The 25,206-nt window shown below is 70.8% G+C and carries 26 protein-coding genes; 14 read left to right on the top strand and 12 right to left on the bottom strand.

What is annotated here, in order from left to right; genetic code table 11:
* Positions 1 to 4: 4 nt before the first annotated feature.
* Positions 5 to 742, bottom strand: coding sequence for an alpha/beta hydrolase (locus AC5677_RS15790; protein WP_497195678.1), 738 nt, complete (start codon positions 740 to 742; stop codon positions 5 to 7).
* Between the two features lie 88 nt (positions 743 to 830).
* Here AC5677_RS15790 and AC5677_RS15785 point away from each other — a divergent pair, with 88 nt between their 5' ends.
* Both AC5677_RS15785 and AC5677_RS15780 read left to right on the top strand, forming a co-directional pair.
* Complete coding sequence (locus AC5677_RS15785) at positions 831 to 2,630, top strand: ABC-F family ATP-binding cassette domain-containing protein (RefSeq protein WP_497195677.1); 1,800 nt, start codon at positions 831 to 833, stop codon at positions 2,628 to 2,630.
* Positions 2,631 to 2,876: 246 nt separating this feature from the next.
* Positions 2,877 to 3,593 (top strand): response regulator transcription factor, encoded by a 717-nt coding sequence (locus AC5677_RS15780; RefSeq protein WP_497195676.1) that lies wholly within the window; start codon positions 2,877 to 2,879, stop codon positions 3,591 to 3,593.
* An 87-nt stretch (positions 3,594 to 3,680) separates the two neighbouring features.
* On the opposite strand, the gene AC5677_RS15775 is transcribed toward AC5677_RS15780, so the two are convergent.
* Entirely contained in the window at positions 3,681 to 4,577 is an 897-nt protein-coding gene (locus AC5677_RS15775) for an alpha/beta fold hydrolase (protein WP_497195675.1), read from the bottom strand.
* Between the two features lie 420 nt (positions 4,578 to 4,997).
* Positions 4,998 to 5,657, bottom strand: coding sequence for a TetR/AcrR family transcriptional regulator (locus tag AC5677_RS15770; RefSeq protein WP_497195674.1), 660 nt, complete (start codon positions 5,655 to 5,657; stop codon positions 4,998 to 5,000).
* A 119-nt stretch (positions 5,658 to 5,776) separates the two neighbouring features.
* On the opposite strand from AC5677_RS15770, the gene AC5677_RS15765 reads away from it, so the two are divergent.
* On the top strand, positions 5,777 to 6,688 hold the full coding sequence (locus tag AC5677_RS15765) for an alpha/beta fold hydrolase (RefSeq protein ID WP_497195673.1): 912 nt from the start codon (positions 5,777 to 5,779) through the stop codon (positions 6,686 to 6,688).
* An 85-nt stretch (positions 6,689 to 6,773) separates the two neighbouring features.
* Here AC5677_RS15765 and AC5677_RS15760 read toward each other — a convergent pair whose 3' ends face one another.
* Both AC5677_RS15760 and AC5677_RS15755 read right to left on the bottom strand, forming a co-directional pair.
* Complete coding sequence (locus tag AC5677_RS15760) at positions 6,774 to 7,295, bottom strand: type II toxin-antitoxin system Phd/YefM family antitoxin (protein WP_497195672.1); 522 nt, start codon at positions 7,293 to 7,295, stop codon at positions 6,774 to 6,776.
* Between the two features lie 50 nt (positions 7,296 to 7,345).
* Positions 7,346 to 8,701, bottom strand: coding sequence for an NsdA family TPR-like regulatory protein (locus AC5677_RS15755; RefSeq protein ID WP_497195671.1), 1,356 nt, complete (start codon positions 8,699 to 8,701; stop codon positions 7,346 to 7,348).
* A gap of 475 nt (positions 8,702 to 9,176) precedes the next feature.
* Between AC5677_RS15755 and AC5677_RS15750 the strand changes: the two genes are divergently transcribed.
* The 4 genes from AC5677_RS15750 to AC5677_RS15735 all read left to right on the top strand — a co-directional run bounded on the left by AC5677_RS15750 (position 9,177) and on the right by AC5677_RS15735 (position 10,987).
* Positions 9,177 to 9,368, top strand: coding sequence for a hypothetical protein (locus AC5677_RS15750; RefSeq protein ID WP_497195670.1), 192 nt, complete (start codon positions 9,177 to 9,179; stop codon positions 9,366 to 9,368).
* A complete protein-coding gene (locus tag AC5677_RS15745) occupies positions 9,365 to 9,604 on the top strand; it encodes a hypothetical protein (RefSeq protein ID WP_497195669.1) in 240 nt (79 codons plus the stop codon). Before AC5677_RS15750 ends, AC5677_RS15745 begins: the two co-directional genes overlap by 4 nt.
* A gap of 84 nt (positions 9,605 to 9,688) precedes the next feature.
* Positions 9,689 to 9,814, top strand: a complete 126-nt coding sequence (locus tag AC5677_RS15740) for a hypothetical protein (RefSeq protein ID WP_497195668.1) — start codon at positions 9,689 to 9,691, stop codon at positions 9,812 to 9,814.
* Between the two features lie 3 nt (positions 9,815 to 9,817).
* A complete protein-coding gene (locus AC5677_RS15735; protein WP_497195667.1) occupies positions 9,818 to 10,987 on the top strand; it encodes a methyltransferase domain-containing protein in 1,170 nt (389 codons plus the stop codon).
* 33 nt (positions 10,988 to 11,020) lie between these two features.
* On the opposite strand, the gene AC5677_RS15730 is transcribed toward AC5677_RS15735, so the two are convergent.
* Complete coding sequence (locus AC5677_RS15730; RefSeq protein WP_497195666.1) at positions 11,021 to 12,130, bottom strand: FAD-dependent oxidoreductase; 1,110 nt, start codon at positions 12,128 to 12,130, stop codon at positions 11,021 to 11,023.
* 69 nt (positions 12,131 to 12,199) lie between these two features.
* Between AC5677_RS15730 and AC5677_RS15725 the strand changes: the two genes are divergently transcribed.
* On the top strand, positions 12,200 to 12,880 hold the full coding sequence (locus AC5677_RS15725) for a TetR/AcrR family transcriptional regulator (protein WP_497195665.1): 681 nt from the start codon (positions 12,200 to 12,202) through the stop codon (positions 12,878 to 12,880).
* 76 nt (positions 12,881 to 12,956) lie between these two features.
* Here AC5677_RS15725 and AC5677_RS15720 read toward each other — a convergent pair whose 3' ends face one another.
* Both AC5677_RS15720 and AC5677_RS15715 read right to left on the bottom strand, forming a co-directional pair.
* Positions 12,957 to 13,259: a hypothetical protein gene (locus AC5677_RS15720; protein WP_497195664.1), complete on the bottom strand. Its 303-nt coding sequence runs from the start codon at positions 13,257 to 13,259 to the stop codon at positions 12,957 to 12,959.
* 18 nt (positions 13,260 to 13,277) lie between these two features.
* Positions 13,278 to 14,948, bottom strand: coding sequence for a sodium:solute symporter family protein (locus AC5677_RS15715; RefSeq protein ID WP_497195663.1), 1,671 nt, complete (start codon positions 14,946 to 14,948; stop codon positions 13,278 to 13,280).
* A 289-nt stretch (positions 14,949 to 15,237) separates the two neighbouring features.
* Between AC5677_RS15715 and galT the strand changes: the two genes are divergently transcribed.
* The 4 genes from galT to AC5677_RS15695 all read left to right on the top strand — a co-directional run bounded on the left by galT (position 15,238) and on the right by AC5677_RS15695 (position 19,565).
* Complete coding sequence (gene galT, locus AC5677_RS15710) at positions 15,238 to 16,284, top strand: galactose-1-phosphate uridylyltransferase (protein ID WP_497195662.1); 1,047 nt, start codon at positions 15,238 to 15,240, stop codon at positions 16,282 to 16,284.
* Positions 16,285 to 16,292: 8 nt separating this feature from the next.
* A complete protein-coding gene (galE, locus tag AC5677_RS15705; RefSeq protein ID WP_497195661.1) occupies positions 16,293 to 17,312 on the top strand; it encodes a UDP-glucose 4-epimerase GalE in 1,020 nt (339 codons plus the stop codon).
* Positions 17,312 to 18,478, top strand: coding sequence for a galactokinase (gene galK / locus AC5677_RS15700; protein WP_497195660.1), 1,167 nt, complete (start codon positions 17,312 to 17,314; stop codon positions 18,476 to 18,478). Before galE ends, galK begins: the two co-directional genes overlap by 1 nt.
* A 304-nt stretch (positions 18,479 to 18,782) precedes the next feature.
* Positions 18,783 to 19,565, top strand: coding sequence for a LuxR C-terminal-related transcriptional regulator (locus AC5677_RS15695; RefSeq protein WP_497195659.1), 783 nt, complete (start codon positions 18,783 to 18,785; stop codon positions 19,563 to 19,565).
* A gap of 22 nt (positions 19,566 to 19,587) precedes the next feature.
* Here AC5677_RS15695 and AC5677_RS15690 read toward each other — a convergent pair whose 3' ends face one another.
* The 3 genes from AC5677_RS15690 to AC5677_RS15680 all read right to left on the bottom strand — a co-directional run bounded on the left by AC5677_RS15690 (position 19,588) and on the right by AC5677_RS15680 (position 23,080).
* Positions 19,588 to 21,612 (bottom strand): beta-galactosidase, encoded by a 2,025-nt coding sequence (locus AC5677_RS15690; protein ID WP_497196639.1) that lies wholly within the window; start codon positions 21,610 to 21,612, stop codon positions 19,588 to 19,590.
* 41 nt (positions 21,613 to 21,653) lie between these two features.
* The gene (locus AC5677_RS15685; protein ID WP_497195658.1) at positions 21,654 to 22,460 is read right to left on the bottom strand and encodes an SDR family NAD(P)-dependent oxidoreductase; all 807 of its coding nucleotides are present in this window, start codon (positions 22,458 to 22,460) and stop codon (positions 21,654 to 21,656) included.
* 122 nt (positions 22,461 to 22,582) lie between these two features.
* Entirely contained in the window at positions 22,583 to 23,080 is a 498-nt protein-coding gene (locus AC5677_RS15680; protein ID WP_030066914.1) for a MarR family winged helix-turn-helix transcriptional regulator, read from the bottom strand.
* Between the two features lie 165 nt (positions 23,081 to 23,245).
* On the opposite strand from AC5677_RS15680, the gene AC5677_RS15675 reads away from it, so the two are divergent.
* Entirely contained in the window at positions 23,246 to 24,067 is an 822-nt protein-coding gene (locus tag AC5677_RS15675; RefSeq protein ID WP_497195657.1) for a trans-aconitate 2-methyltransferase, read from the top strand.
* A 23-nt stretch (positions 24,068 to 24,090) separates the two neighbouring features.
* The gene (locus tag AC5677_RS15670; protein WP_497195656.1) at positions 24,091 to 24,453 is read left to right on the top strand and encodes a VOC family protein; all 363 of its coding nucleotides are present in this window, start codon (positions 24,091 to 24,093) and stop codon (positions 24,451 to 24,453) included.
* Between the two features lie 58 nt (positions 24,454 to 24,511).
* Here the strand turns inward: AC5677_RS15670 and AC5677_RS15665 are convergent, their stop codons facing one another.
* A complete protein-coding gene (locus AC5677_RS15665) occupies positions 24,512 to 25,198 on the bottom strand; it encodes a TetR family transcriptional regulator (RefSeq protein ID WP_497195655.1) in 687 nt (228 codons plus the stop codon).
* Positions 25,199 to 25,206 lie beyond the last annotated feature (8 nt).

Here is a 25,206-nt window from a genome sequence, read left to right as displayed (position 1 = left end):
CGCCTCAGAACGCCGGGGCGCCGTCCGCCAGCACCTCGGCCACCAGGCGCCCGGCCCGTACGGCGTGCTCCGCCGTCGTCGGGAGGCAGCGGTTCGCGGCGGGATCGAACGCGGTCATGATGACGCCCGCATGATCGGTCGCCGGCTCCTGGAGCGTCACCGGCCGGCCCGCGGAACGCAGCGCGGCGGCCAGATCCCGGGAGTGCCGCGCCTGAACGACCGTGTCGCGGGCGCCGTGCACGAGGTGCACCGGCACCGCCGGGTCCAGGCCCGCGGCGAGGTCGGCCAGCGGCACCGTGCCGGTGGTGCGGGCCGGCAGGTCGTAGCGGCCGGCTACTCCGACCACCGCCGCCGGCCGCGGCCCGTCCGCCCCCTGCGGCCGCAGCGCGACGCCCAGCGCCGCCGGGGCGCCGGCCGACCACCCGGCGAGGACGCACGACTCCCCGTCGCCGCCCAGCCCGGCCGCCTCCTCGCCCACGAACGCCAGCGACTCCAGCAGCTGCGCCCGGCCGCCGTCCGCGGCGTCCGACCGCCAGTCCGGCACCAGGACCAGCAGGCCGCGCGCCGCCGCGGCCCGCGCCAGCGGCGCAAGGACGTCCCGCTCGTCCGGCCCGATCCCGTGCCAGAGCAGCACGGTCGGCACCGGCCCGCTCACCCCCGCCGGACGGTGGACGTCCAGCAGCTTGCCGCTCGGGCCGTACACCGCCCCGCGTTCCGTCTCCACTGCCCACTCCGTTCGCATGACGGGCACGCTATCCAACGGGGGACCCGGGGCCATTCGGGCGGCGACTAGGCTGGGGAGATCGATCCACGCGAAGCGCAGGAGTGAGATGGCCGTCAACCTCGTCAATCTGGAAGCCGTCGGCAAGGTCTACGGAACCCGTGCCCTGCTCGACGGTGTCTCCCTCGGTGTCAACGAGGGGGACCGGATCGGCGTCGTCGGACGCAACGGTGACGGCAAGACCACCCTGATCCGCATCCTCGCCAAGCTGGAGGACGCGGACGACGGCCGGGTCACCCACAGCGGCGGCCTGCGGCTGGGCGTCCTGACCCAGCACGACTCCCTCGACCCGGCCGCCACCATCCGGCACGAGGTCATCGGGGATCTGGCCGACCACGAATGGGCCGGCAACGCCAAGATCCGCGACGTACTGACCGGACTCTTCGGCGATCTGCACCTGCCCGGCTTCGACAAGGGCCTGGACACCGTCATCGGCCCGCTCTCCGGCGGCGAGCGCCGCCGCATCGCCCTGGCCAAGCTGCTGATCGCCGAACAGGACCTGATCGTCCTGGACGAGCCCACCAACCACCTCGACGTGGAAGGCATTTCCTGGCTCGCCGGCCATCTGCGGGCGCGCCGCAGCGCCCTGGTCGTCGTCACCCACGACCGCTGGTTCCTCGACCAGGTCTGCACGCGGATGTGGGACGTCCAGCGCGGCGCGATCCACGAGTACGAGGGCGGCTACAGCGACTACGTCTTCGCGCGGGCCGAGCGCGAGCGCATCGCGGCCACCGAAGAGGCCAAGCGGCAGAACCTCATGCGCAAGGAGCTGGCGTGGCTGCGGCGCGGCGCCCCCGCCCGCACCAGCAAGCCCCGCTTCCGCATCGAGGCCGCCAACGAGCTGATCGCCGACGTCCCCCCGCCGCGCGACACCGCCGAGCTGATGAAGTTCGCCAACTCCCGCCTCGGCAGGACCGTCTTCGAGCTGGAGAACGTCACCGTCCAGGCGGGGCCGAAGGAACTCCTCAAGCATCTGACCTGGCAGCTCGGCCCCGGCGACCGGATCGGCCTGGTCGGCGTGAACGGCGCCGGCAAGACCTCGCTGCTGCGGGCGCTGGCCGTGGCGGCCCGTACGCAGGGCGAGACGCAGCCCGCGGCCGGCACGATCACCGTCGGCAAGACCGTCAAGCTGGCGTACCTCTCGCAGGAGGTCGCCGAGCTGGACCCGTCCTGGCGGGTGCTGGAGGCCGTACAGAAGGTGCGCGAGCGCGTCGACCTCGGCAAGGGCCGGGAAATGACCGCCGGGCAGCTCTGCGAGAAGTTCGGCTTCACCAAGGAGAAGCAGTGGACGCCGGTCGGCGACCTCTCCGGTGGTGAGCGGCGGCGCCTGCAGATCCTCCGCCTCCTCATGGACGAGCCCAATGTCCTCTTCCTCGACGAGCCGACCAACGACCTCGACATCCAGACCCTGACCCAGCTGGAGGACCTGCTCGACGGCTGGCCCGGCTCGCTGATCGTCATCAGCCACGACCGGTACTTCATAGAGCGCACGACGGACCGGGTCTTCGCGCTCCTCGGCGACGCCGCGCTGCGGATGCTGCCGCGCGGTATCGACGAGTACCTGGAGCGCCGCCGGAAGGTCATCGAGGCCGCGGTGCCCGCCCCCGCGCCGGCGGCCGCCGCGCCCAAGAAGGCCGCCGCCGTCAACCGCGCGGCACAGAAGGAACTCCAGAAGATCGAGCGGCAGCTGGACAAGATCGGCGACAAGGAGAGCACGCTGCACGCGCAGATCGCCGAACACGCCACCGACTTCGAGAAGGTCGCCGGCCTCGACGCCCAGCTGCGTGAACTGATCGGCGAGCGCGAGGAGTTGGAAATGCGCTGGCTGGAGCTGGCCGAGGACGCGTAGCGGCGGCGGGCGGCCGGTGCGACGGAGGTCCCCCCGGACGGAGTCCGGGGGAGGCTATCGGCCCCGATTGGCCAAGAAGGCCGCTTTCCGGCGGTCTTCTCCCCGGTAGGGGGCGCGCGAGACCGGCCGAGCGTGTAGCTTCCCGGGGACACATTCCGGGCACCATTTCCGGGCACACCACCCGGGCTCAAGGCGCCCGGTGGGGGGTCGGGGGCGGGGGCCCGCCGGGAGGTGAGGGGGTTCTCGATGGTCGTGCGGCTCATGGTGGTCGACGATCACCGTCTGCTCGCCGAGGCGCTCGCCTCGGCCCTGAAACTACGCGGACACCGCGTCCTGGCGGCGGCCGCGCCGAGCGCCGGGGCCGCGGACCTGGTGGTGAGCCGGGCGCCCGAGGTGTGCCTGCTGGGCACCGCCGCACCCGCCGCGCCGGGCGTCTTCGACCCGGTCGTACGGATCAAGAAGGAGCGGCCCCAGATCGCGGTGGTGGTCATGGGCCCGGTGCCCAGCCCCCGCGGGATCGCGGCGGCCTTCGCCGCCGGGGCGTCCGGCTACGTCCGCAACGACGAGCGCATCGAGGGCGTCGAGCGCGCCATGATGAAGGCCCGCGCGGGCGAGTCCGCCATCGCGCCGCAGCTGCTCCAGCAGGCCTTCGAGGAACTGCTGCACCCGGCGGCCCAGCCCGACGACGAGGGCGCCCGGCTGCACCAACTCCTCACCCCCCGCGAGGTCGAGGTCCTGATGCGGGTCGCCGACGGCGAGGACACCCGCCGCATCGCCGCCGGCATGGACATCGCCCCCAGCACCGCCCGTACCCACGTCCAGCGGGTACTGATGAAGCTGGAGGTCGGCTCCCGCCTGGAGGCCGCCGCACTGGCGGCCCGCACGGGCCTGCTGGAACGGGCCTCGCGCGGCGGGGCCGTACGCACCAGGGACGCGGGGGAGCCGGAACCGGGGCGCGAGTAGCGGGGGTACGCGGCCCTTCCGCGGAAAGGGGACAGCCGACCGGCTGTCCCCTTCCCCCACGCCAGGTGGTGTCTGCTCCCTCCCGGGTCAGACGGTCAGCCGATCGAGGATCCCCGCCACCTCCGCCGCCCTGAGCAGGAACCCGACGTGGCTGGTGGCCAGGGTGTGCACGTCGTACGGATTGCCGGGCGTCAAGGCGTCACCTTCGGCGATCAGGCGGTCCTGCATGGCCACCGGAAGCGTCCGGTCGTCGGTGAGACGGATGTAGGTGCGGGCGATGGTGCCCCAGGTGTCGGCGTGGCCGCGGGCGTCGGACATCATCACCGCCAGGGACTCGTCCGGCTGCAGGGTGTTGAGGAAGGCCCGGAACTGGTCATCGGTGCCGTCCGCCATCATCGCCGCCTTGAGCGCGGCCAGCATGACCGGGTCGGCGGTGCGGTAGTTGGCCCGGCCGACACCGAGTGCGGCGGGGTCGCCGACGTTCAGCGCGTACAGCGGGGCCAGCAGGTTGTCGCCGAACTCGGGCTCCTGCATGTACTCGACGGGGTTGGCGCGTTGCACGCACGACCAGGCGGAGATGTAGACGAGCCGGCTCACCAGATCGGGGATCGTGTTGCCCACCCCGGTGATGGTGGTGCCGCCGAGACTGGCGCCCACCAGGACCACCGGCCCGTGCTCGGCCACCCGCCGGACGACGTCGACTACCGCGTCGATGTTGTCCTGCAAGGTGACCCCGGCCAGTTCGGACGGTTCGGCCGCCCACGCGTCGAGGTCCTGCGGGGCCAGGTACGCGGCGGAGTACTGCGCGTCGAAGCCGTGCCCCGGCAGGTCCACGGCGAAGCTGCGGTGGCCGAGCAGCGCCAGCTCGCGCTGGACGGGAGCCCACATCAACGAACTGGAGCAGGAGCCGTGCACGAGCACGAACGTCGGGTTCGCGTCACGGGCCGGGCGCGGACGGGGGGAGTTGCCGGGTACGGATGTCATAGATCGGTCCAATGTTCAATGTCCGGTGGGCGGCGCGGTCGGGCCTGCCGGAGAGGCCGGTGCCCGCGCGGCGCGCCGCCGCAGCTGAAGGGAATCGGGCGCGCCCGTCACCAGGCGCGACGCGGTTCGGTCGCCGGGCGCACACAAGCCGATGGCAGCGCTCAACCAGCGCGTACCGGCCCGCTCGGGGCAGCACACGACATAGAGGTGCTCACCGGCGACGGTGCACGTCGACGGTCAATGCCGAGTCAGACCCGCAGGGCAGTGCCGTGAGACCACCGTGGTCTCCTGCGGGTTCCTCGGTCTGCGCCGGTCGCTGAGCGACTGCGGCGGCAGAGTGACTCAGGCGGTCCGCTGGCGGACGAACATGTAGGACATGACGGGGACCCTAGCTGATCATGGATCACCGCCGAAACCGATTTATGCCGGCGGCGCAGACCGGCCTCGGGCGGGGGCAACTGCGGCGTCTTCGGCACCGCTGCCTCGGAAGATGCGGTCCAAGTGGTGGTCCAGCACCGCGACGGCCGCCTCCGGGCCGCGCTGGCCGACGAGAATGCTGGTGCCGAGTCCCGCGGAGAGGGCGAGCAGGCTGACGGCTTCCAGCCTCGCGTCCACGCCCGGCCGCATGAGATCGCTCTCCTCCGCCTGCCGGAGGAGTTCGACGAGGGCGCTCTCGGCGGCATCCGGGTTCGTGATGAAGGGCTGGGCGGCGAGCGCCTGGTCCGTGACGGACAGCACGGCGTACGAGGTGTAGACGAGGTGGAAGACGCGGCCCTCCTCGTCGACCGGCAAGGCCGCCATCAGCATCGCCTCGATCATCGCGCGCGGTCCCGCATCTTGGCCGGCGGCCCGGACCCGGGCGGTGACCCGCTCCCCGAATCGCTCGGCCAGCTGCTGCAGCCCGTAGAGCAGCAGTTTCTCCTTGGTCTCGAAGTAGTACTGCACCAGTCGCAGCGAGACGCCCGCCTCCGCTGCGACATCGCGCATGCCCACGGCGTGCAGTCCGCGCCGCGCCGCCACCCGAAGGAGCGCCTCGGCGATCTCGGTACGCCGCTCCGCATGGTCCACGCGCTTGGGCATCGACCGCTCCTCCACTCGCCGTTTTCCGCCGGACGGGTTCGCCCGTATCACCTTGATGATACAGCCGTACCATCAAGGTGATACGTTCGTACCATAAAAATCGACACCCGGAGGTGGCCATGTCTCAGACTGCGACCCGAACCCAGGCCGATGTCGGCCGCTATGCGAGCGATGCCTGGCGCGACCGCTACTTCGCGGCCTGCGATGCGGTCTATGCGCTGGGAGCACCCACGCACGCGGAAACGGACGTGGAGACGTCCTTCGGCACCACGCACGTCTACACGTACGACCCCATCGACCCGGCCGCCCGGTCACGCACCCCCGTCGTCCTGGTGCACGGAGCGGGCTCCTGCGCCGCCATGTGGTACCCGAACACCCCCGCCCTCAGTGCCGCCCGCCCGGTCTACGCGATCGACACCCCGGGTGATCCCGGACGCAGCGTCCAGAGCGAACCCATCCATCAACCCGAACGCGCCGCACAGTGGCTGGACGAGACACTCGCCCAGCTCGGGCTCGAACGCGTGCACCTGGTCGGATCCTCGTACGGCGGATGGCTCTCGCTGAACCAGGCGCACCGCAGGCCCGACCGCCTCGCCTCGGTCACCCTCCTCGACCCCGGCGGCCTGGAGAAAGTGGGCCTGCGCTTCTTCGTCTGGATCTTCGTCAGCCTGTTCGCGACTTCCGCGCCCAAGGCTCTCCGCCCACGACTGGCGGCGTGGCTGGAACAGCCGGTCCTCATCGAGCCGGAGCTACGCACCATGATCAGGCTGGGCGTCCGCGCCTACCGCATACGCCGCCCCGCCCCGCTGCCGCTGTCCGAGGGTGAACTGTCCACCATCCGCACCCCGCTCTACCTGGCGCTCGGTAAGCGAAGCCTGCTCGTGCACCCGCGCAGGCAGGTCGAGCGCGTCCCACGCCTGATCCCAGGGGCCCGGGCCGAAATCATCTCCGACACCGGCCACGGACCCCAGATCGACCATGCGGACGAGCTCAACCGCCGGATGCTGAGCTTCATGGACTCCACCGACTGACGCGCCACGGCGGGTGGTCACCCGGGGCCGCCGTTGCCTGCGGCCCCTTCGGCCTTCCCGGCCCGAGCCTGGGCCCGCCTCGACGTCACTGCTCGCCGACCGGTGGCTGTCGGGCAAGGAACTCTTCGAACGCCGCTGCCTGCTTGGGATCCATGTATCCCTGGCGGTTGTGCATGGCTTTGTTCTCAAGCCACGCCGCCTCGTCGGCGGTCAGCTGCACGGCCACCACCATCCCGCCCCGGGCGAAGCTCACGCGCCTGCCATCGGCGCGCACGTACCGCGTGTAGGGCCCGTACTCCTGCGGCCTGGCCAACGGCTCGATCCGAAGCCGGCCGACGTCCCACGTCATCTCGTCCGCGTGGCCCTCTCCCTCTTCCGCTTCCTCGCCCTGCGGTATCGGTGCGGGCGCGGGCGTGGGGCCGTCGACACGGGCCCAGTGCTCCAGCTGGACCACCACCTCCGCCGGGAACAGCACACTCACCGGCACGTCGCCCTCGGCGAGCACCACGCGTTCGCCGGTGGACTCGGCCAGCGAGACGAGGCGCTCGTAGTCGATCGGGTCAGGGGCGTACCGACGCTCAACAACGATCTTCACGGCATCATCCATGGAGCCGGACGCTACCGGCGGGGTCGGCAGGAGGGTCTGGATGAGCACTATCACCTGGGGCGTGCTGGGGCATTGGCCAACTGTGGAGCCACGAGCCGAGCACGTTCGTAGAGTTCCCGTGCCGCATGATTCTTGAGATGGGGGCGGATGAGCTTGAACATTGTTTGCATGCGTTGATCCGCCCGCCCTGACTGGATCAACGGGTAGTCATCCAGAGCGAGATTCCACGTTGCGCATGCCGCTTCGAGGTGGCCGATTGTGAATTGGCGCTCGGCGAGCATGGAACGTTCTTTTACGCGCGTTCGCCGGTAAACGTCATGGCGTAGCTTGTCCGACTGCTGCATCGCTTCAACGGCGCCGCGCATGTCGCCCAATTCGTAACGCACTTGACTGGTGTGGTAATTCAGGGACGCCGGGTCGTAGGAGCCGAATGCCTTCTCCCTGGACTCGGCTTTGTCCATCGCTACTTCGGCTTCTCGTAGGTACATCAACGCAGTGCTGCGGTCGCCGATTTGCGCGGCGGAGTGCGCCTGCTGACCGACGAGGAACGCGCGCATCCGCGGACCGGCTTGGGGGGACGCGGCTGCAGCGGCATCAGCAAGCCGCATGGCCTGCCTCCCGTGCCCCAGGTCGGCGGCTTGAAGGCTCATTCCCCGCAGCGTCGTGCAGTACGTCAGGTGGTCCTCCGCCGCTCCGGCAAGCTCCAACGCCTTGAGGTAATACTGCTGCGCGAGTCCGTGACCGCATTCGTCCACCGCCATGTACCCGGTGAGATAGCACAGATCGGCGGCAGCCGACGTCATCGCTTTGCGCACCGACTCGGAGGCATCCGCCCGCAGGTACGGGGCCACTGTGTTCACCAAGAAAGCCGCCGCCATAGGTCGGGCGTGGCGCCCTCCGAATTGGTCATCGAGTTCCGATACTCGTTCGGTCATGGCAATGACCATGTCGACTTCCGACATTCCGATGCGCTGAGTACGTCCGGTCTGAGCGGCTTCCATTCGGCCTACCACGTCCGGCCAATTGGGCACGGTCAGCGCAACGGAGAAGAGGCTTATACCTAGGATGCTGCGGCGCGACGGGTCCATGTCTCCGCTACCGAGATCGATCAGCCCTTCGACCGTGCTCGGAGCGGCGCCCGAGCTACCGTCAGGGGCCGGGAACCCGGCCTCGGCATGCGTGACCGGACGTCCCAGCTTCCGTGTCAGGGCCTCCAGGATCAGCGGTCTGGCCGTCTCCTTGGGCAGGTGCCCGTGACGCCACTGATGGGCCGATGGTTCGCGGTACTTGAGCGGGGTTCCTCGTTCGGTGCCGATGCGGTTCACGGCCTGGACGAACTGCCGCAGCGTCCAGCCGGTCTCCCGGTAGAGGCGTTCAAGGCGCCGGTTCGGTTCCCGAGTGGCCACTTAGCTCTCAACTCCCCGGTGTGCACGAGCGCTTAAAGCTTTTAAAAGCCGCTGCTGCCGCAACGGTACCGCCGGCTGTAGTCAAGCGGTTGCCTAGAGCGAGGACAGATCCTCCTCTCGCGATCGACTCTGCGACATCGCCAAGACGACGAGAGGACCCCCGCGACCGTGGTGGACGGCCCGGGGGCATGGCCATCAACTACAAGGGAGTTGACAACATGACCCACGCTACAGCGAGGCTCTTAATTACGCTGCTGCGGCTGATGCTTCCCGCGCGGGGCCGCCACCGACAGGCGGGCGCACTGCCCGTTGCGCGGTGCGCGGGTGTGGCGACGCGCGTGTCTCCCTGCGCGCCCGTTCGGCAGGAGCGGCGGGAACGCCGGGCTCAGCGTGGTCGGCGGCAGGCGTTGTGGCTTGCCGTGCACGGGTACGACGCGGGGCCACGCTGGATTCACGGTGTGGAGGTGCGGACCTGATGGCCCGCATGTGCCGCCCCGTTCAGCTGAGGGAACCGGTGCCGGAGCCGGTGCCGGTTGCGGGGTGTGACGTGTGCGGCGCGCTGGCCGAGCAGCGCGCGAGGGCGTACGCGGCGGGGGACAGGTCGAAGGTGACGGACTGCAACGTCGAGATGCGTCGCCACGCCCATCCGCAGGTGGTGCGGGGATGAGCGAGGGCAGCGGTGGTGCGCGCCGCAGGAACAGGAACGTGTCGTATCAGGATCCGCTCGCCGTGCCGCGTTCCGGACTCGCGGATCCCAGTTGCTGCCCGGGGTGCGCTCTGCTGAAAGAGCAACTGCGCGAAGTCCTTTGGACGCAGAACGGCCTGGCCCTGTGGGAGGTGCTCGACAACATGACGCGGCACAAGGAATACGGGCATCCGGACGAGTCAGCGCCGTCCCCGTAGACCGGAGCACCAACTAGAGACTCCCGCCCGTTCCGGCGGGGCACGGTGGCACCGAAGTCAGCGAAGGAAGAGTGAGGAAGAGACATGATGAATCAGGCATCGCGCATCGGCGGAGGGGACGGCGAAGGCGGCGACAAGGTGCCGGGCGAGCCCTGGCCGGTACCCGACGAGAAGCCGTATCCCGACGGTGGCCCGCGTGTGGGCGCCTGACCGATGACCACAAGTGAGCATGAGGGGGACCGGTCCGCGCTGGGCCGGTCCCTGCTCGCATCGGAGGCGCTTTCCACGGATTGGGTGCCGGCATTCGAGCGGGTGCCCCGTTCCGCGTTTCTGCCCGACCTGATGTGGCCGTTCGACATGCGGGCAGGGCGGAGCCGCGCTGTCTCCAAGACGGACGATCCGGCTGCGTGGCAGAGGTACGCGGATGCGGACGTGCCCGTCGTCACGCAGTGGGACGAGGGGAATCACCGTGGCAGGGAACCGGGCACGGAATCCACCAGCTCGGCCTCCATGCCCAGTGTGGTGTCGCGCATGCTCCGGGACCTGGGGGTGCGGCCCGGGGCGCGGGTAATGGAGATCGGGACCGGTACGGGCTGGAATGCCGCCTTGCTGGCGTACCGGTTGGGTGCCGGGAACGTCGTCACGGTGGAAGTGGACGACGCCGTTGCGGCTGCCGCGCGGGCGGCTCTCAAGCGGTTCGGGCTGCCGGTCCGTGTCGTTCGTGGTGATGGGTTCCTGGGGCATCCCCAGGGCGCGCCGTACGACCGGATCATCGCGACCTGCGGTCTGCGGACCGTTCCGTTCGCCTGGGTGCAGCAGAGCCGGCCGGGCGGGGTCATCGTGGTCCCCTGGGGGACGCACTACGGCAACGGGGACGCGGTCGCTCGGCTGGTCGTTGCGGAGGACGGACAGAGCGCGTCGGGTGCCTTCACCGGGCCCGTGGAGTTCATGAAGCTACGGGCGCAGCGCGGCGCGCCCGTGGTGCACTCCGAGTACGTCACGGGCAGCGTGGCCGAGGGCGACGAATCCTCGACGGTGATCACGGAAGCCGAGTTCGTAGGGGAGAGATTCGGTGCGGGACGCTTCGCCGTGGGGCTTCGGGTCCGCGACTGCCGGCACGCCGTTGCCGGCAAACGCGACGGGGCCCGGCCCGTGTGGTTCTACGGGCTGAAGGACCGCTCATGGGCGTGCGTCATGTTCCGCGACGGGGCCACGGCGCGCGTATGGCAATCGGGCCCCCGTCGGCTCTGGAACGAGGCGGAGACCGCATACCGGTGGTGGGCGGCCCACGGGCATCCCGGCTTCACGCGCTTCGGTCTGACCGTGGACAGGGACAGCCAACGCGCATGGCTGGACGATCCGGAGGACTCCTGGTGCGTCTAGGTGCCGGGTCTCGGATTCCGTAACCGGCTGCATTCAGCCAGGTTGGAAGAATGCGAGCATTTTCCGGGCGGCGTCCGGCGACGTCAGCAATTCCTGCATGTCCGTGGACATCCGGGCGGCAGCGCCGGTGCGTTCGAACATTTCGCGTTCGTATTCCTTGACGGCGGTGGGAAAGTCGTCCGGGTGCGCGGCCAGCGCGAGACCGAGCAGGGCGCCGTCCAGCAGCGCCATGTTGGCGCCCTCGCCCACCGGCGGCATCAGGTGCGCGGCATCGCCGAGCAGGGTGACGCCCGGCGTCGACGGCCAGGTCAGGCCGACCGGGAGAGTGGTGATCGACCGCGGCACGACCGTGTCGTCGCAGGCCGCGATCAGCGCGGTGAACCGCGAGTCCCAGCCGGGGAGCAGGTCGATCAGCCGCGCCCGGGCGGCGGCCGGGTCGTCGAACGGGATGCCGCTGGTGGCGAACCAGTCCTCGGCGGTGTTGTAGAAGCTGAGGCCGATGCGGACGCGGCCGTCGCCGTTGCGCTGCGCCGCCAGGGATATTCCGTTGCCGAGCACCCAGTAGGTGCCGCGCCCGACCATTGCCGCGAGGTCGGGGTGCGTGCGGTCGATATCGGGAATGCCGATCTCGACGACGTTATGGCCGGTATGCGCCGGGCGGGCGTCGGTGAGCAGCGCGCGGACCCGGGAGTTCGCGCCGTCCGCGCCGACCAGCAGGTCGTATGTCGCACTGCTGCCGTCGGCGAAGTGCAGCAGGCCGTTGTCGGCGGATGTGAACGCGTGCCCCCAGCGCACCGCGTCTTCGGGGAGGGAATCCAGCAGCAGGTTGCGCAGATCGGCGCGGTCGACCTCGGGTCGATCGAGCGGGGCGTCGTCGGGCGTGTCCTCCTGGAGCAGCAGGGTGCCGTCCGGCTCGAGGAGACGCATGTCCTGGCCTTCACCTCGGGCGATCGCGAGGAACCGGTCGAACAGGCCGGCCTCGTGCAGCGCCCGCTGGCCGGAGTGGATGTCCAGCATGCCGCCCTGACCGCGCGCGCCGCGTGACGATTCACGTTCGTACACGACGGCGTCGATGCCGTGCACGTGCAGCACGCGGGCGAGGGCCAGGCCGCCGAGGCCGGCTCCGACGATGGCGATGGTCATGGTTGCCTCCGCTTCGATACACCGTACTGGTCGATACACTGTATCGCGATGCGATGTACTGTGAGCGGCATGTTGGTGTGGGAGAGGCCGGAGCCGCCGAATCGACCGGTGCCGGCCCCGCTGAACCGGGAGCGGATCGTGCAAGCGGCGATCCAGCTGGCCGACGCGGACGGCCTGGAGGCGGTGTCGCTACGCAAGGTCGCCGCCGCGCTGGGCGTCGGGCCGATGCGGCTGTACGGCTACATCGCCAGTAAGGAGGAGTTGCTCGACCTGATGGTCGACGCCATCCACGCCGAGATCCGGCCGGTCGGAGACGGCTGGCGGGAGGTGCTGCGGTCTCTTGCCGAAACCACGCGGCAGGCCGCTCACGAGCACGAATGGCTCGCCGATCTGCTCGGTGGGCGACCGCAGCTCGGGCCGCACGCGCTGGCCAGGGGGGAGGCCGTGGTGGCCGCGCTGGACGGCGTTGATGTGGACGCCGTCATGCCGGTGGTCGCCGCGGTCGACGCGTACGTGATCGGTGCGGTGCGCCGGGAGATCGCCGAGCGGCGTGCCGAGCGGGCCACCGGGATGGACGAGAAGCGGTGGCAGGCCTCACTCGGGCCCTATCTGGAGCGGACCTTCGCCACCGGCCGATTCCCCGCGCTGGCCACGGTGGTGCGCGACGCCGCCCATCTGGACGCCGACCACACCTTCCGGATCGGCCTCGACTGCCTGCTCGACGGCATCGGAGCCCGCATTTCGAGGTGACGCGCGGACATGTCACGCGAGCTTCGCCGCGTGACGGGCGCGCAAGAGGGGCACCGCGCCCGCGGTGCCCCTCGGTTCAGTGCGCCGGCGGGCCGTCGGCCGCCTCGATCTCCTCCGCCGTGGGCGGTACCACCGGCCGCAGCTTCAGCCACACCAGGAAGAAAAGCCCCAGGACGAGCATGCCCAGGCCCGTCCAGAGGTTGATGTTGATGTGCTCGGCCTTCTTCAGGTCGGCGTCGGAGGCGGTGACGCCGGCCACGGTGACGATCACGCCGTAGACGACGAACAGGCCGCCGATGATGCGCCGGATGTCGAAGAGCCGGGCCGCGGTCGCGGATGTGCGCTCCAGCTCGGAGACTTCGTTCTGCAGGTCGGACATGGGAGTTCGCGCCTCCGATCAGAGGGAGTAGGGCAGGTAGCAGGCGGCGGCGAGCACGATCGCACCCCAGCCGAGCAGCGCCGGCCTGCGGTACCAGGCGTCGTCGCCCTCGGCGGGCGGCTCCTCCAGGCCGGGCGCGGTCGTCCCGTAGACCAGGCCCGCCAGCTCGGCCTCCGGCTTGGGCGCGGTGAAGAGCGTGACGACGACCATGACGACGGCGCCGGCGACGAAGCCGACGATCGCGGAGACGAAGTTGGCGCCCTGGTCGGTGGGGATCGAGATGATGCCCTGCTTGTAGATCCAGAAGTAGTTGACCATCGCGGCCGTGGTGCCCGCGACGAGGCCCCATACGCCGGACTTCATCGAGGCGCGCTTCCAGAACATGCCGATGATGAAGACCACGAACATCGGGACGTTGAAGAAGGAGAACAACGTCTGGAGGTAGCCCATGACGTTCGAGAAGGAGGAGGCGATGAACGCCGTGCCGATGGAGGCGAGGACGCCGAGCGCGGTGATGAGGCGACCGAACTTCAGGTAGTGGCCGTCGGGCTTGCCGGGCTTCACGTACTTGGCCCAGATGTCGTACGTGAAGACGGTGTTGAAGGACGAGACGTTGGCCGCCATGCCCGCCATGAAGGCCGCGAGCAGGCCGGTGACGGCGATGCCGAGTACGCCGTTGGGCAGCAGCTCCTGCATGAGGTACGGGATCGCGTCGTTGTAGGTGAGGCCGGAGCCGCCGGTGCCGATCTTCGGGACGAGGACGGCGGCGACCAGGCCCGGGATCATCACCAGGAAGACGATGAACATCTTCGGGAAGGCGCCGATCAGCGGGGTGCGCCGGGCGGCGGAGAGGTTCTTCGCGGACAGGGCGCGCTGCACCTCGGCGAAGTTCGTCGTCCAGTAGCCGAAGGAGAGCACGAAGCCCAGGCCGAGGACGATCGTCAGCCAGTTCGCGCCGAGCGGGTTGGCGTCGCCGATGCCCGTACCGCCCCAGGCGGTGAGGAAGTTGTGGCCGTGCGAGGACTCCAGGGAGTCGGTCAGACCGCCCCAGCCGCCGACGCGCTTGAGGCCGATGATGCAGATGGGTATCAGCGCGGCGAGGATGACGAAGAACTGGAGCACTTCGTTGTAGATCGCCGAGGACAGGCCGCCGATGGTGATGTACGCGAGGACGAACAGGCCCGCGACGACGATCGCCACCCACTGCGGCCAGCCCAGCAGCGCCTCGACGACGATCGACAGGGCGTAGAGGTTCACGCCGGCGATCAATATCGCGGCGAACGCGAACAGCACCGAGCTGAGCAGATGCGCGGACCTGTCGAACCGCTGGAGCAGGAACTCCGGCACCGAGCGGACCTTGGAGCGGTAGTAGAACGGCATCATGACCAGGCCCAGGAAGACCATGGCCGGGATGGCGCCGATCCAGTACCAGTGCACCACCGCGACGCCGTACTGGGCGCCGGTCGCCGCCATCCCGAGGATCTCGGTGGCGCCGAGGTTGGCGGCGACGAACGCGAGGCCGGTCACCCAGGCGGGCAGCGACCGGCCGGAGAGAAAGAAGTCCAGGCTCGTCTTCACGCTGCGCCTGGCCGCGAATCCGATGCCTAGGACGATGACGAAGTAGATGGCCAGGATCGTGTAGTCGAGCCCGTTGGTGGGCAGCCGGAGGCCTTCGGCCAGGGTGGTCATGGGGGCACTCGCTTCTTCGGGAGCGATCTGAACGCACAGAAAGCTACGCGCGAGCCTTCAGAAACTGAACACTTTTGTTGGTTTTATTTGTTGGATCGTGATCGACCTGGGGTGTTTCGGTCGGTATGTCGGGGTGCGTGCCCCGCTGTGATCACGTCTTGTCCCCGCTCTGCCCCCGCTCTGTCCCTGCCGTGACCCCGCCTTGTCCGGCGTTGACGCGACTGTTTAGTTGTGCTTCATTGTGTTTGTTTGTGTTTGATCGACGTGATGATGCGGTGAGGAGCCCCCGGTGAAGAAGACGACGACCCGGCTCGCGGACGGCCGGGAGTTGATCTACTACGACTCACGCGACGACGCCGTACGCGACGCAAGCGACCCCCGCCCCCTCGACCCGGTCGCCACCGCCTCCCGAATCCGCCACGACCGCCTCCTGGGCGACCACGTCGCCATCGCCTCGCACCGCCAGGGCCGCACCTACCACCCCCCGGCCGACGAATGCCCGCTGTGCCCCTCCCGCGAAGGCCGGCACTCCGAGATCCCCGCCGCCGACTACGACGTCGCCGTCTTCGAGAACCGCTTCCCCTCCCTCGCCGGGGACAGCGGCCGCTGCGAGGTCGTCTGCTTCACCTCCGACCACGACGCCTCCTTCGCCGACCTCACCGAAGAACAGGCCGCCCTGGTCCTCGAAGCCTGGACCGACCGCACCGCCGAACTGTCCCAACTCCCGGGCGTGGAGCAGGTGTTCTGCTTCGAGAACCGCGGCGCCGAGATCGGCGTCACCCTCGCCCACCCGCACGGTCAGATCTACGCCTACCCCTTCACCACCCCCCGCACCGAGCGGATGCTGCGCTCCCTCGCCGCCCACCGCGAGGCCACCGGCGGCGGCAACCTCTTCGACGACGTCCTGGCCGACGAGATCGCCGACGGCAGCCGCATCGTCCTGGAGGGCGAGCACTGGCTGGCCTTCGTCCCCTACGCCGCCCACTGGCCCTACGAGGTGCACCTCTACCCCCGGCGCCGGGTCCCCGACCTGCTCGCCCTCGACGAGGCGGCCCGCACAGAGTTCCCACAGCTCTATCTGGAAGTCTTGCGGCGGTTCGACCGGATCTTCGGGCCGGACGCGCCCCCGACGCCGTACATCGCCGCCTGGCACCAGGCGCCGCTGCACGCCGCGGACCGCTCCGAATTCGCACTTCACCTCGAGCTTTTCACCATTCGCCGGACTTCCGGCAAGCTGAAGTTCCTCGCGGGTTCCGAATCCGGCATGAACGTGTTCATCAACGATGTGCCGCCGGAGGCCGCGGCCGAGCGACTGCGAGAGGTAGCGAGCGAGTGAGCAAGCCTGTGACTGCGAAATACCTGGTGACCGGCGGGGCCGGATACGTGGGCAGTGTCGTCGCCCAGCACCTCCTGGAGGCGGGCCACGAGGTCACCGTCCTCGACAACCTCTCGACCGGCTTCCGTGCGGGCGTCCCGGCCGGCGCCGAATTCATCGAGGGCGACATCCGCGACGCCGGCAAGTGGCTGGACCCCTCGTACGACGCAGTCCTGCACTTCGCCGCGTTCTCGCAGGTCGGCGAGTCCGTCGTCAAGCCCGAGAAGTACTGGGACAACAACGTCGGCGGCACCATGGAGCTGCTGGCCGCCATGCGCACGGCGGGCGTCCGCAAGCTCGTCTTCTCCTCCACCGCGGCGACCTACGGCGAGCCCGAGCAGATCCCGATCGTGGAGTCCGCGCCGACCGCGCCGACCAACCCCTACGGCGCCAGCAAGCTCGCCGTCGACCACATGATCAGCGGCGAGGCCGCCGCCCACGGCCTGGCCGCCGTCTCGCTGCGCTACTTCAACGTCGCCGGCGCCTACGGCAGCTGCGGCGAGCGTCACCAGCCCGAATCGCACCTGATCCCGCTGGTCCTCCAGGTCGCCCAGGGCAAGCGCGAGGCGATCTCCGTCTTCGGCGACGACTACCCCACCGCCGACGGCACCTGCGTCCGCGACTACATCCACGTCGCCGACCTCGCCGAGGCCCACCTCCTCGCCCTCGACGCGGCGACCGCGGGCGAGCACCTGATCTGCAACCTCGGCAACGGCAACGGCTTCTCCGTCCGCGAGGTCATCGAGACCGTCCGCAAGGTCACCGGGCACCCGATCCCCGAGGTCGTCGCCCCGCGCCGCGGCGGCGACCCCGCCGTCCTGGTGGCGTCCGCCCGGACCGCCATCGACCGGCTCGGCTGGCGCCCCGCCCGCGCCGACCTCGCCGGCATCGTCGCCGACGCCTGGGAGTTCGCCCAGCGACTCGACGGCCGGCAGTCCGACGGCCCGCAGTCCGACGGCCGGCAGCCACAGGGGACGAAGGAGTCCTGATGCGCGATCACGAAGCCGCGACCCGGACGGCCGAGGCGTTCGGCGCCGTCTACGGGGCCGCCCCCACCGGGATCTGGGCAGCCCCGGGCCGGGTCAACCTGATCGGTGAACACACCGACTACAACGACGGCTTCGTGATGCCGCTGGCCCTCCCGCACACCACCGTCGCCGCCGCCTCGGCCCGCCCGGACGGCGTGCTGCGCCTGCACTCCGCCGGCGCCGACGGCGGCACCGTCGAGCTGGTCATCGACGAGCTGCGGCCGGCACCCGAGGGAGGGTGGGCCGCCTACCCCGCGGGCATCGTCTGGGCGATGCGGGAGGCCGGACTGCCGGTGGGCGGCGCCGATCTGCACTACGAGAGCACCGTGCCCACCGGCGCCGGACTCTCCTCCTCCGCCGCCCTGGAGGTCGTCACCGCGCTCGCCCTCAACGACCTCTACGGCCTCGGCCTCGCCCCCCAGCGCCTGGCCCGGCTCGCCCAGCGCGCCGAGAACGCCTTCGTCGGCGTGCCCTGCGGAATCATGGACCAGACCGCCGCCGCCTGCTGCACCGACGGCCACGCCCTGTTCCTGGACACCCGCGACCTCACCCGGCGTCAAGTACCGTTCGATTTGGCGGCGGAGGGGCTGCAACTCCTCGTCGTCGACACCCGCGTGCAGCACGAACTCGGCGACGGCGCATACGCACAGCGGCGCGCCGGCTGCGAGCGCGGCGCGCGGGCGCTCGGCGTACGCGCCCTGCGCGATGTGCCCTATGCGCATCTGCCCGAAGCGCTCGACAAGCTTGCCGACCAGCCCGACGTCCGCGACCTCGTACGGCACATCGTCACCGAGAACCACCGGGTCGAAGAGGTCATCGCCCGCCTCGACGCCGGCGAGACCCGCGCGATCGGCCCGCTGCTGACCGCCGGACACGCCTCGCTCCGCGACGACTTCAAGATCTCCTGTGCCGAGCTGGACCTCGCCGTCGACACCGCCGTCGCGGCGGGCGCGGTCGGGGCCCGGATGACCGGCGGCGGCTTCGGCGGCTCGGCCGTCGTCCTCGTCGAGGAAGCCGACGCGAAGGCGGTCACCACCGCCGTCACCGACGCCTTCGCGGCGGCCGGATTCGTTCCCCCGCGCGTCTTCACCGTCGTGCCCGGCGCCGGAGCCCGCCGCCTGCTGTAACGGGAGACGTCCCGCGGCGGCGCGGACGGAACAGCCACGGAGCCGCCGCACATCGTCCACCGGACCGTCGCAAAAGCGCCCCGAGGTACGGACCAGTTCGGCCATTCGGCTTCACTTGCCGCTCCCCGTCCGTACTCTGAGATCAGCACCGGTGGGGGCCGGTGCGCATCAGGGGGCGAGACCGTCGGGTACGGCGCCCGGGGCGGGGTAGTCATTGCGGCACGGCGGCGGCCGTGCGGTCGAGGCGATCTTCAATCCGGGCGTCGTGCCCGCTATGGTCCGTTCACCGAGACAGGGGGTCTCCGTGCAACGCATCCGGGTTCTGGTGGTCGACGACCACCGCATCTTCGCCGAATCCCTGGCGGCCGCGCTCGCGGCGGAACAGGACGTGGACGTGGCGGCGGCGGGCAGCGCCCCGGCCGCGCTGCGCAGCCTGGAGCGGGCGGCCGCCGAGGGCCGTCGCTTCGATGTGCTGCTCGCCGACGCCGAGCTGGCCGCCGTCGCGCCGCTGGCAGCGGTGCCGCCGCAGCCGTCCGCCGCGCAGCAGGGCGCGCCGCGCGCCGCCGCCTCGGCCGGTATCGCGCTCGTCTCCGGCCTGCGCACCAGCCACCCGTATCTGCGGACGGTCGTCCTCGCCGAGCGCGACGACCCGCGCCGCGCGGCCGTCGCCCTCCAGGCCGGCGCCTCGGGCTGGGTCGCCAAGGACTGTTCGCTGTCCCGGCTGCTCGCCGTCATCCGCGGCGTACTGCGTGATGAAACGCATCTGCCGCCCGCCCTGCTGACCGGTGTGCTGCGCGAGCTGACGGCGGCCCGCAAGCACCGCAGCGAGAGCGAGCGGCTGGTGGAGTCGCTGACGCCGCGCGAGCGTGAGGTGCTGCGCTGCATGGTCGCGGGCCTGGGCCGCAAGGCGGTCGCCGAGCGGCTGTTCCTCTCCCCGCACACCGTCCGTACCCATATGCAGAACGTCCTGGGCAAGCTCGGGGTGCACTCCACCCTCGCGGCGGTGGCGCTGGCCCGCCGGGCCGGGGTGGGCCCGGCGGAGGTCGGGACGACGGCGGCCGCGGCCGCCCCGGTGGGCGCCGGCTAGGGCCTGTCCCATCGGACAGGCCCTAGGCGCGCGCCCCGGCCCCGGTCAGCACGGCCACGCCCCGTCCCGGCAGGGTGATCCGGTCCGTGGGCGCGGCCGCCTCCGGCGTCGCCGCCAGCGCGTCCGTCATCGGCTCGGGAAGCGCCACCTCGACCGGCTCGGCGCGGTGGTTGAGCAGGAACGTGAACTGCCCGTAGCGCCCCTCGGGGTCCTCGCGCACGGTCGCCTGGACCCCGTCCGGCAGCCCCGGCAGCACGGGCGCCACCCCGGCCGCCTCCCGTACGTCGTCCACCAGCGCCCGCATCAGGCCCGCCTCCAGGCGGGTACCGACGTACCAGACGGTGCCGCGCCCGTAGGCGTGCCGGGTCACCGCGGGCCGCCCCGCCAGCTCCCCGTCCGCGAAGTACGCCAGCGCCTCGGCCCCTTCGAGGTCGATCGCCTCCGACCACAGGTCCGCCGACCCCGTGTACGTCCCCTCGTCGCCGCCGATCGCGACCGCATGGCCCGCGTCCAGCGGCCAGAACTCCTCCACCCGCAGCCCCAGAAGCTCCCGCAGCGGCGCCGGATAGCCGCCCGGATGCACCCGGTCGTGCTCGTCGACGATCCCCGAGAAGAACGACACCAGCAGCCGCCCGCCGCCGCGCACATAGGCCGCCAGCCGCGCCGCGTCCCGCTCGGTGAGCAGATAGAGGTTGGGGACGACCACGAGGCGGTAGCCCGTCAGCTCGCGCTGCGGCGGCACCACGTCGCACGCCACGCTCGCCTCGAAGAACGGCCGGTAGTGGTCGAGCGCGAGCCGCGAATGGTCCAGCGCGGTCGACGGTTTGGAGTCCACCTCCAGCGCCCACCAGCTGTGCCAGTCCGCCAGCAGCGCCACCGAGGCCCGCGACCGCGACCCCGCGATCTCCGGGACCGATGCCAACTCCCGCCCCAGCTCCTGCACTTCACGGAAGATCCGGGTGTCCGTCCCGCCGTGCGGCAGCATCGCGGAGTGGAACTTCTCCGCCCCGCCCAGCGACTGCCGCCACTGGAAGTACAGCACCGCATCCGCCCCCTGGGCGACGGCCTGCCAGCTCCACAGCCGCATCGCGCCCGGCGGCTTGGGTCCGTTGCGCGGCCGCCAGTTGACCGCACTCGGCGCCTGCTCCAGCAGCAGCCAGGGCTGCCCGGAACGGGCGGAGCGCATCAGGTCGAAGACGTACCCGGCCCGGATGTGGTCGTCGGCCGCGTAGGGATCCTGGTACATGTCCAGCGCCATGGCGTCCATGTGCGGCGACCAGGCGAACGCGTCCACGGGCTTGTGCTGCGGCATCAGATTGGTGGTGACCGGCACCGCGGGCGTGAGCCGCGTCAGCACCTCCTTCTCGGCCAGATAGCAGGCCCGTAGCGCCGCATCGCCGAACCGCAGATAGTCCAGCTGCTGGGCGGGGTTGGGGAAGGTGGGCGCGGTGCGCGGTGGCAGCACCTCGTCGAAATCCCCGTACGCCTGCGACCAGAACGCCGTCGACCAGGCGTCGTTCAGCGCCTCGACGCTCTCGTACCGCTCCCGCAGCCAGCCCCGGAAGTCCTCGGCCGACACCTCGCAGAAGCACTGCCGGGTGTGGCACCCGTACTCATTGCCCACATGCCACATCGCCAGCGCCGGATGGCCGGCGTAGCGGGTGGCGAGCTGCTCGACGAGGCGTACGGCGTGGGCGCGGTAGACGGGGCTGGAGGGGCAGTAGTGCTGCCGGCCGCCGGGCCAGCGGCGTTGCCCGTCGGGGCCCTCGGGAAGGATCTCGGGGTGCGCGCGGGAGAGCCAGGGCGGGGGAGAGGCGGTCATCGTCGCCAGACAGACCGCGATATCCGCCCCCGCGAGGCCGTCCATCACCTTGTCGAACCAACCGAAGTCCCATTCCCCGGGCCGGGGTTCGACCTTGGCCCAGGAGAAGATCCCGGCCGTGACCATGGTGACATGGGCCGCTTTCATCAGCTTCAGATCCTCGGCCCACACCTCCTCGGGCCACTGCTCGGGGTTGTAGTCGCCGCCGAAGTGAATGCCGCCCATCGGACCCCCAGGGTCGAAGTTCAGATTCTCGCTGTCCCGCTTCAACTCGAGTTCTTGTACACGCTCCAGCCGCCGTCGACGACGAGGCTCGCCCCCGTGACGAAGGATGCCTCCGGAGAGAGCAGAAAGGCGATGGCCGCGGCGACCTCCTCGGGCCGCCCCAGCCGCCGCGCCACGGTCTCCTCGGCGCTGGCCTGCCGCTCCGCCTCGCCGATGCCGTCCCAGGCGGCGGTCAGCACCGGCCCCGGCAGCACGCTGTTGACCCGCACCTCGGGCCCGTACTCCACGGCCAGCTGCCGCCCCAGCCCTGTCAGTCCGGCCTTGGCCGCGGCGTACGCGGGGCGCCCCGGCAGCCCGATCAGTGCATGGACGGACGAGGTCAGCACCACGGCGCCGTGCCGCCGCCGCAGATCCTCCAGCGCGGCGCGCACGCCGAGGAAGGAGCCGGTGAGGTTGACCGCGATCTGCCGCTCCCAGTCGGCGAGCGAGGTGCGGTCGGCGGCCGCCACATAGGGCAGGAAGGCGTTGCTGACCAGCCCGTCGACCGGCCCGTAACGCCGCCGCGCCGCCTCGACCGCCCGCCGCCAGTCGTCCTCCGACGCCACATCGCACGGCTCGTACGAGGCCTGGCCGCCGGCCGCCCGGATGCGCCGCGCGGTGTGCTCGCCGCGTTCGACATCGATGTCCAGCAGGAGTACGGCGGCCCCTTCGGCCGCCAGCCGGTCGGCGGTCGCCGCCCCGATCCCGGCCGCGGCGCCGGTCACCAGCACCGTACGGCCCGCGAACCGCCTGCCGTACGGGCCGCCGTCGCCGCCGTTCGCCGAGTGCGGTGCGCGCTGCTGGCTCATGGCGCGATCCAAGCCGACGGGACGGCTGCGGGGCAAGGGGACGTACGCAGGGAGCCGCGGCCGTCACCCCGCGGAGGGCGTGCCGACCCGGCCGGACGCGCCGGTCCGGCGCGCCGGCCCCGTCAGCCCGGAATATTGTCGAAAGGACCCGTCAACCTGCGCAGCAGACCGGCCAATTCATGGCGCTGCTGGCGGGACAGCTCGGCGAGGATGGCGCGCTCCTGGGCCAGCAGCCCGGCCAGCGACTGATCCGCCTTGTCGCGGCCCTCGGCGGTCAGCCGGACGAGGACTCCGCGCCGGTCGCTGGGGTCGGGCAGCCGCTCGACGAGGTCCTTCTTGGCGAGCCGGTCGATGCGGTTGGTCATCGTGCCGGAGGTGACCAGTGTCTGCGTCAGCAGGGCGCCGGGTGAGAGCTGATACGGCGCGCCGGCCCGCCGCAGGGCGGTCAGCACATCGAATTCCCAGGGCTCGAGCCCCACCTCGGCGAACGCGATCCGCCGGGCCCGGTCGAGGTGTCTGGCCAGTCTGGACACCCGGCTGAGGACCTCCAGCGGTTCCACGTCGAGGTCCGGGCGCTCGCGGCGCCATGCTGCAACCAGTCGGTCGACCTCGTCCTCCATGACGATCAGTGTAAAGGGTCCCTCGACATGAAGTCTCTTGACGTCGAGATATATTTCGATGGACTATTGGGCATCGTCGGCGGGAAGCTCGCTTCACCAGCGTTGGCCAAAACCAACCGGTTCGTGAGCCCAGATCAGCCCTGTATCAGCGAAGGGGTTTCGAACATGCACGACGCACCAACCTGGGATCCGCAGCAGTATCTCCACCACTCCGGGCACCGCACCCGGCCGTTCCACGACCTGCTCAACCGCATACCCGAGCTGCCCCGGCACGCGGCCCCCACCCGCATCGCCGACCTCGGATGCGGTCCCGGGAACGTCACCGTCCAGCTCGCCGACCGCTGGCCCGACGCCCACATCACCGGCCTCGACAACTCCCCCGAGATGCTCAGCGAGGCCAAGACCTACGCCGGCCCCACACCCGGCGGCGGCCTCCTCGACTTCGCGCCCGCCGACGCCGCCGACTGGACCCCCGACGAGCAGTACGACCTGATCGTCTCCAACGCGGCGCTCCAATGGGTCCCCAACCACCCGGAGTCGTTCCCCCGCTGGATCGACGCCCTCACCCCCGGCGGCACCCTCGCCTTCCAGGTCCCCGGCAACTTCACCTCACCCAGCCACGCCCTCCTCGGCGAGCTGTGCGACGCCCCCCAATGGCGCGAGCGCCTCACCACCCACGGCCGCCGCTTCATCCACATCCTCGAACCGGCCGGATACCTCGAACGCCTCACCGACCTCGGCTGCACCGCAGACGTATGGGAAACCACCTACGTCCAGCTCCTCCAGGGCGACGACCCCGTCCTGGACTGGGTCAAGGGCACCGCCCTGCGCCCCGTCCTGACCGCCCTGGGGGACGACCCCGCAGCACGCGACGCCTTCCTCGCCGAATTCCGCGACCTCCTCCGGCAGGCCTACCCCACCGGCCCCCACGGCACGGTCTTCCCCTTCCGCCGCATCTTCGCCGTCGCCCACAAACCCCCGCACTGACCGAACCCCGGAGGCACCCCGCCGTGATCACCGGCCTCGACCACATCCAGCTCGCCGCACCCCCCGGCACCGAGGACACCCTGCGCGCCTTCTACGCGGACACCCTCGGCATGACGGAAGTCCCCAAACCCCCGTCGCTCGCCACCCGCGGCGGATGCTGGTTCGAGGCCGGCACGGCCCGTCTCCACCTGGGCATCACCGCGGACCACCACCCCTCACCCAAGTCCCACCCCGGCATCCGGGTCAGCGGCATCGACACCGTCGCCGCCCGCCTCACCGCCGCCGGCGCCCCCGTCACCTGGGACGACAAGCTGCCGGGCCACCGGCGCTTCTACTCGGCCGACCCGGTCGGCAACCGGCTGGAGTTCCTGGAGCCGACGCCCTGAAGCCGGCCCGCCGAGCGCCCGCCGACACAGGGCGAGCCGCACCTCGCCGGCCCCGCGCTCACGCCTTCCGGTGCCCGATCAGCCGCGGCTTCGCCTCCAGGCCGTCCAGGCCGTGCCACGCCAGATTCACCAGATGGGCCGCCACCTCGGCCTTCTTCGGCTTGCGGACGTTCAGCCACCACTGCCCGGTCAGCGCGACCATGCCGACCAGCGCCTGGGCATACAGCGGGGCCAGCTTGGCGTCGAAGCCGCGGGCCTTGAACTCCAGGCCGAGGATGTCTTCCACCTGGGTGGCGATATCGCTGATCAGGGACGCGAACGTGCCCGTGGACTGGGCGACGGGCGAATCCCTCACGAGGATGCGGAAGCCGTCCGTGAACGTCTCGATGTAATCGAGCAGCGCGAACGCGGCCTGTTCGAGGAGCTCGCGGGGATGGCCGGCGGTCAGCGCACCGGTCACCATGTCGAGCAGCTGGCGCATCTCGCGGTCCACGACCACCGCGTACAGGCCTTCCTTGCCGCCGAAGTGCTCGTAGACCACCGGCTTGGACACGCCCGCCTTCGCCGCGATCTCCTCGACCGACGTGCCCTCGAAACCGCGCTCCGCGAAGAGCGTGCGACCGATGTCCAGCAGCTGCTCACGGCGCTCGGCGCCGGTCATCCGGACCCTGCGGGTCCGCCGGGTACCCGCACCGGGAGGAGTCTTGTCCTTGCCGTTGTTCACGCTGCTGCCGTCGATCGCCACCCGTCAAT

Source organism: Streptomyces sp. JLSY215 (assembly GCF_059682825.1).
Note: the sequence above shows the minus strand (reverse complement) of the source record. Positions and strands in the feature narration are given on the sequence as shown.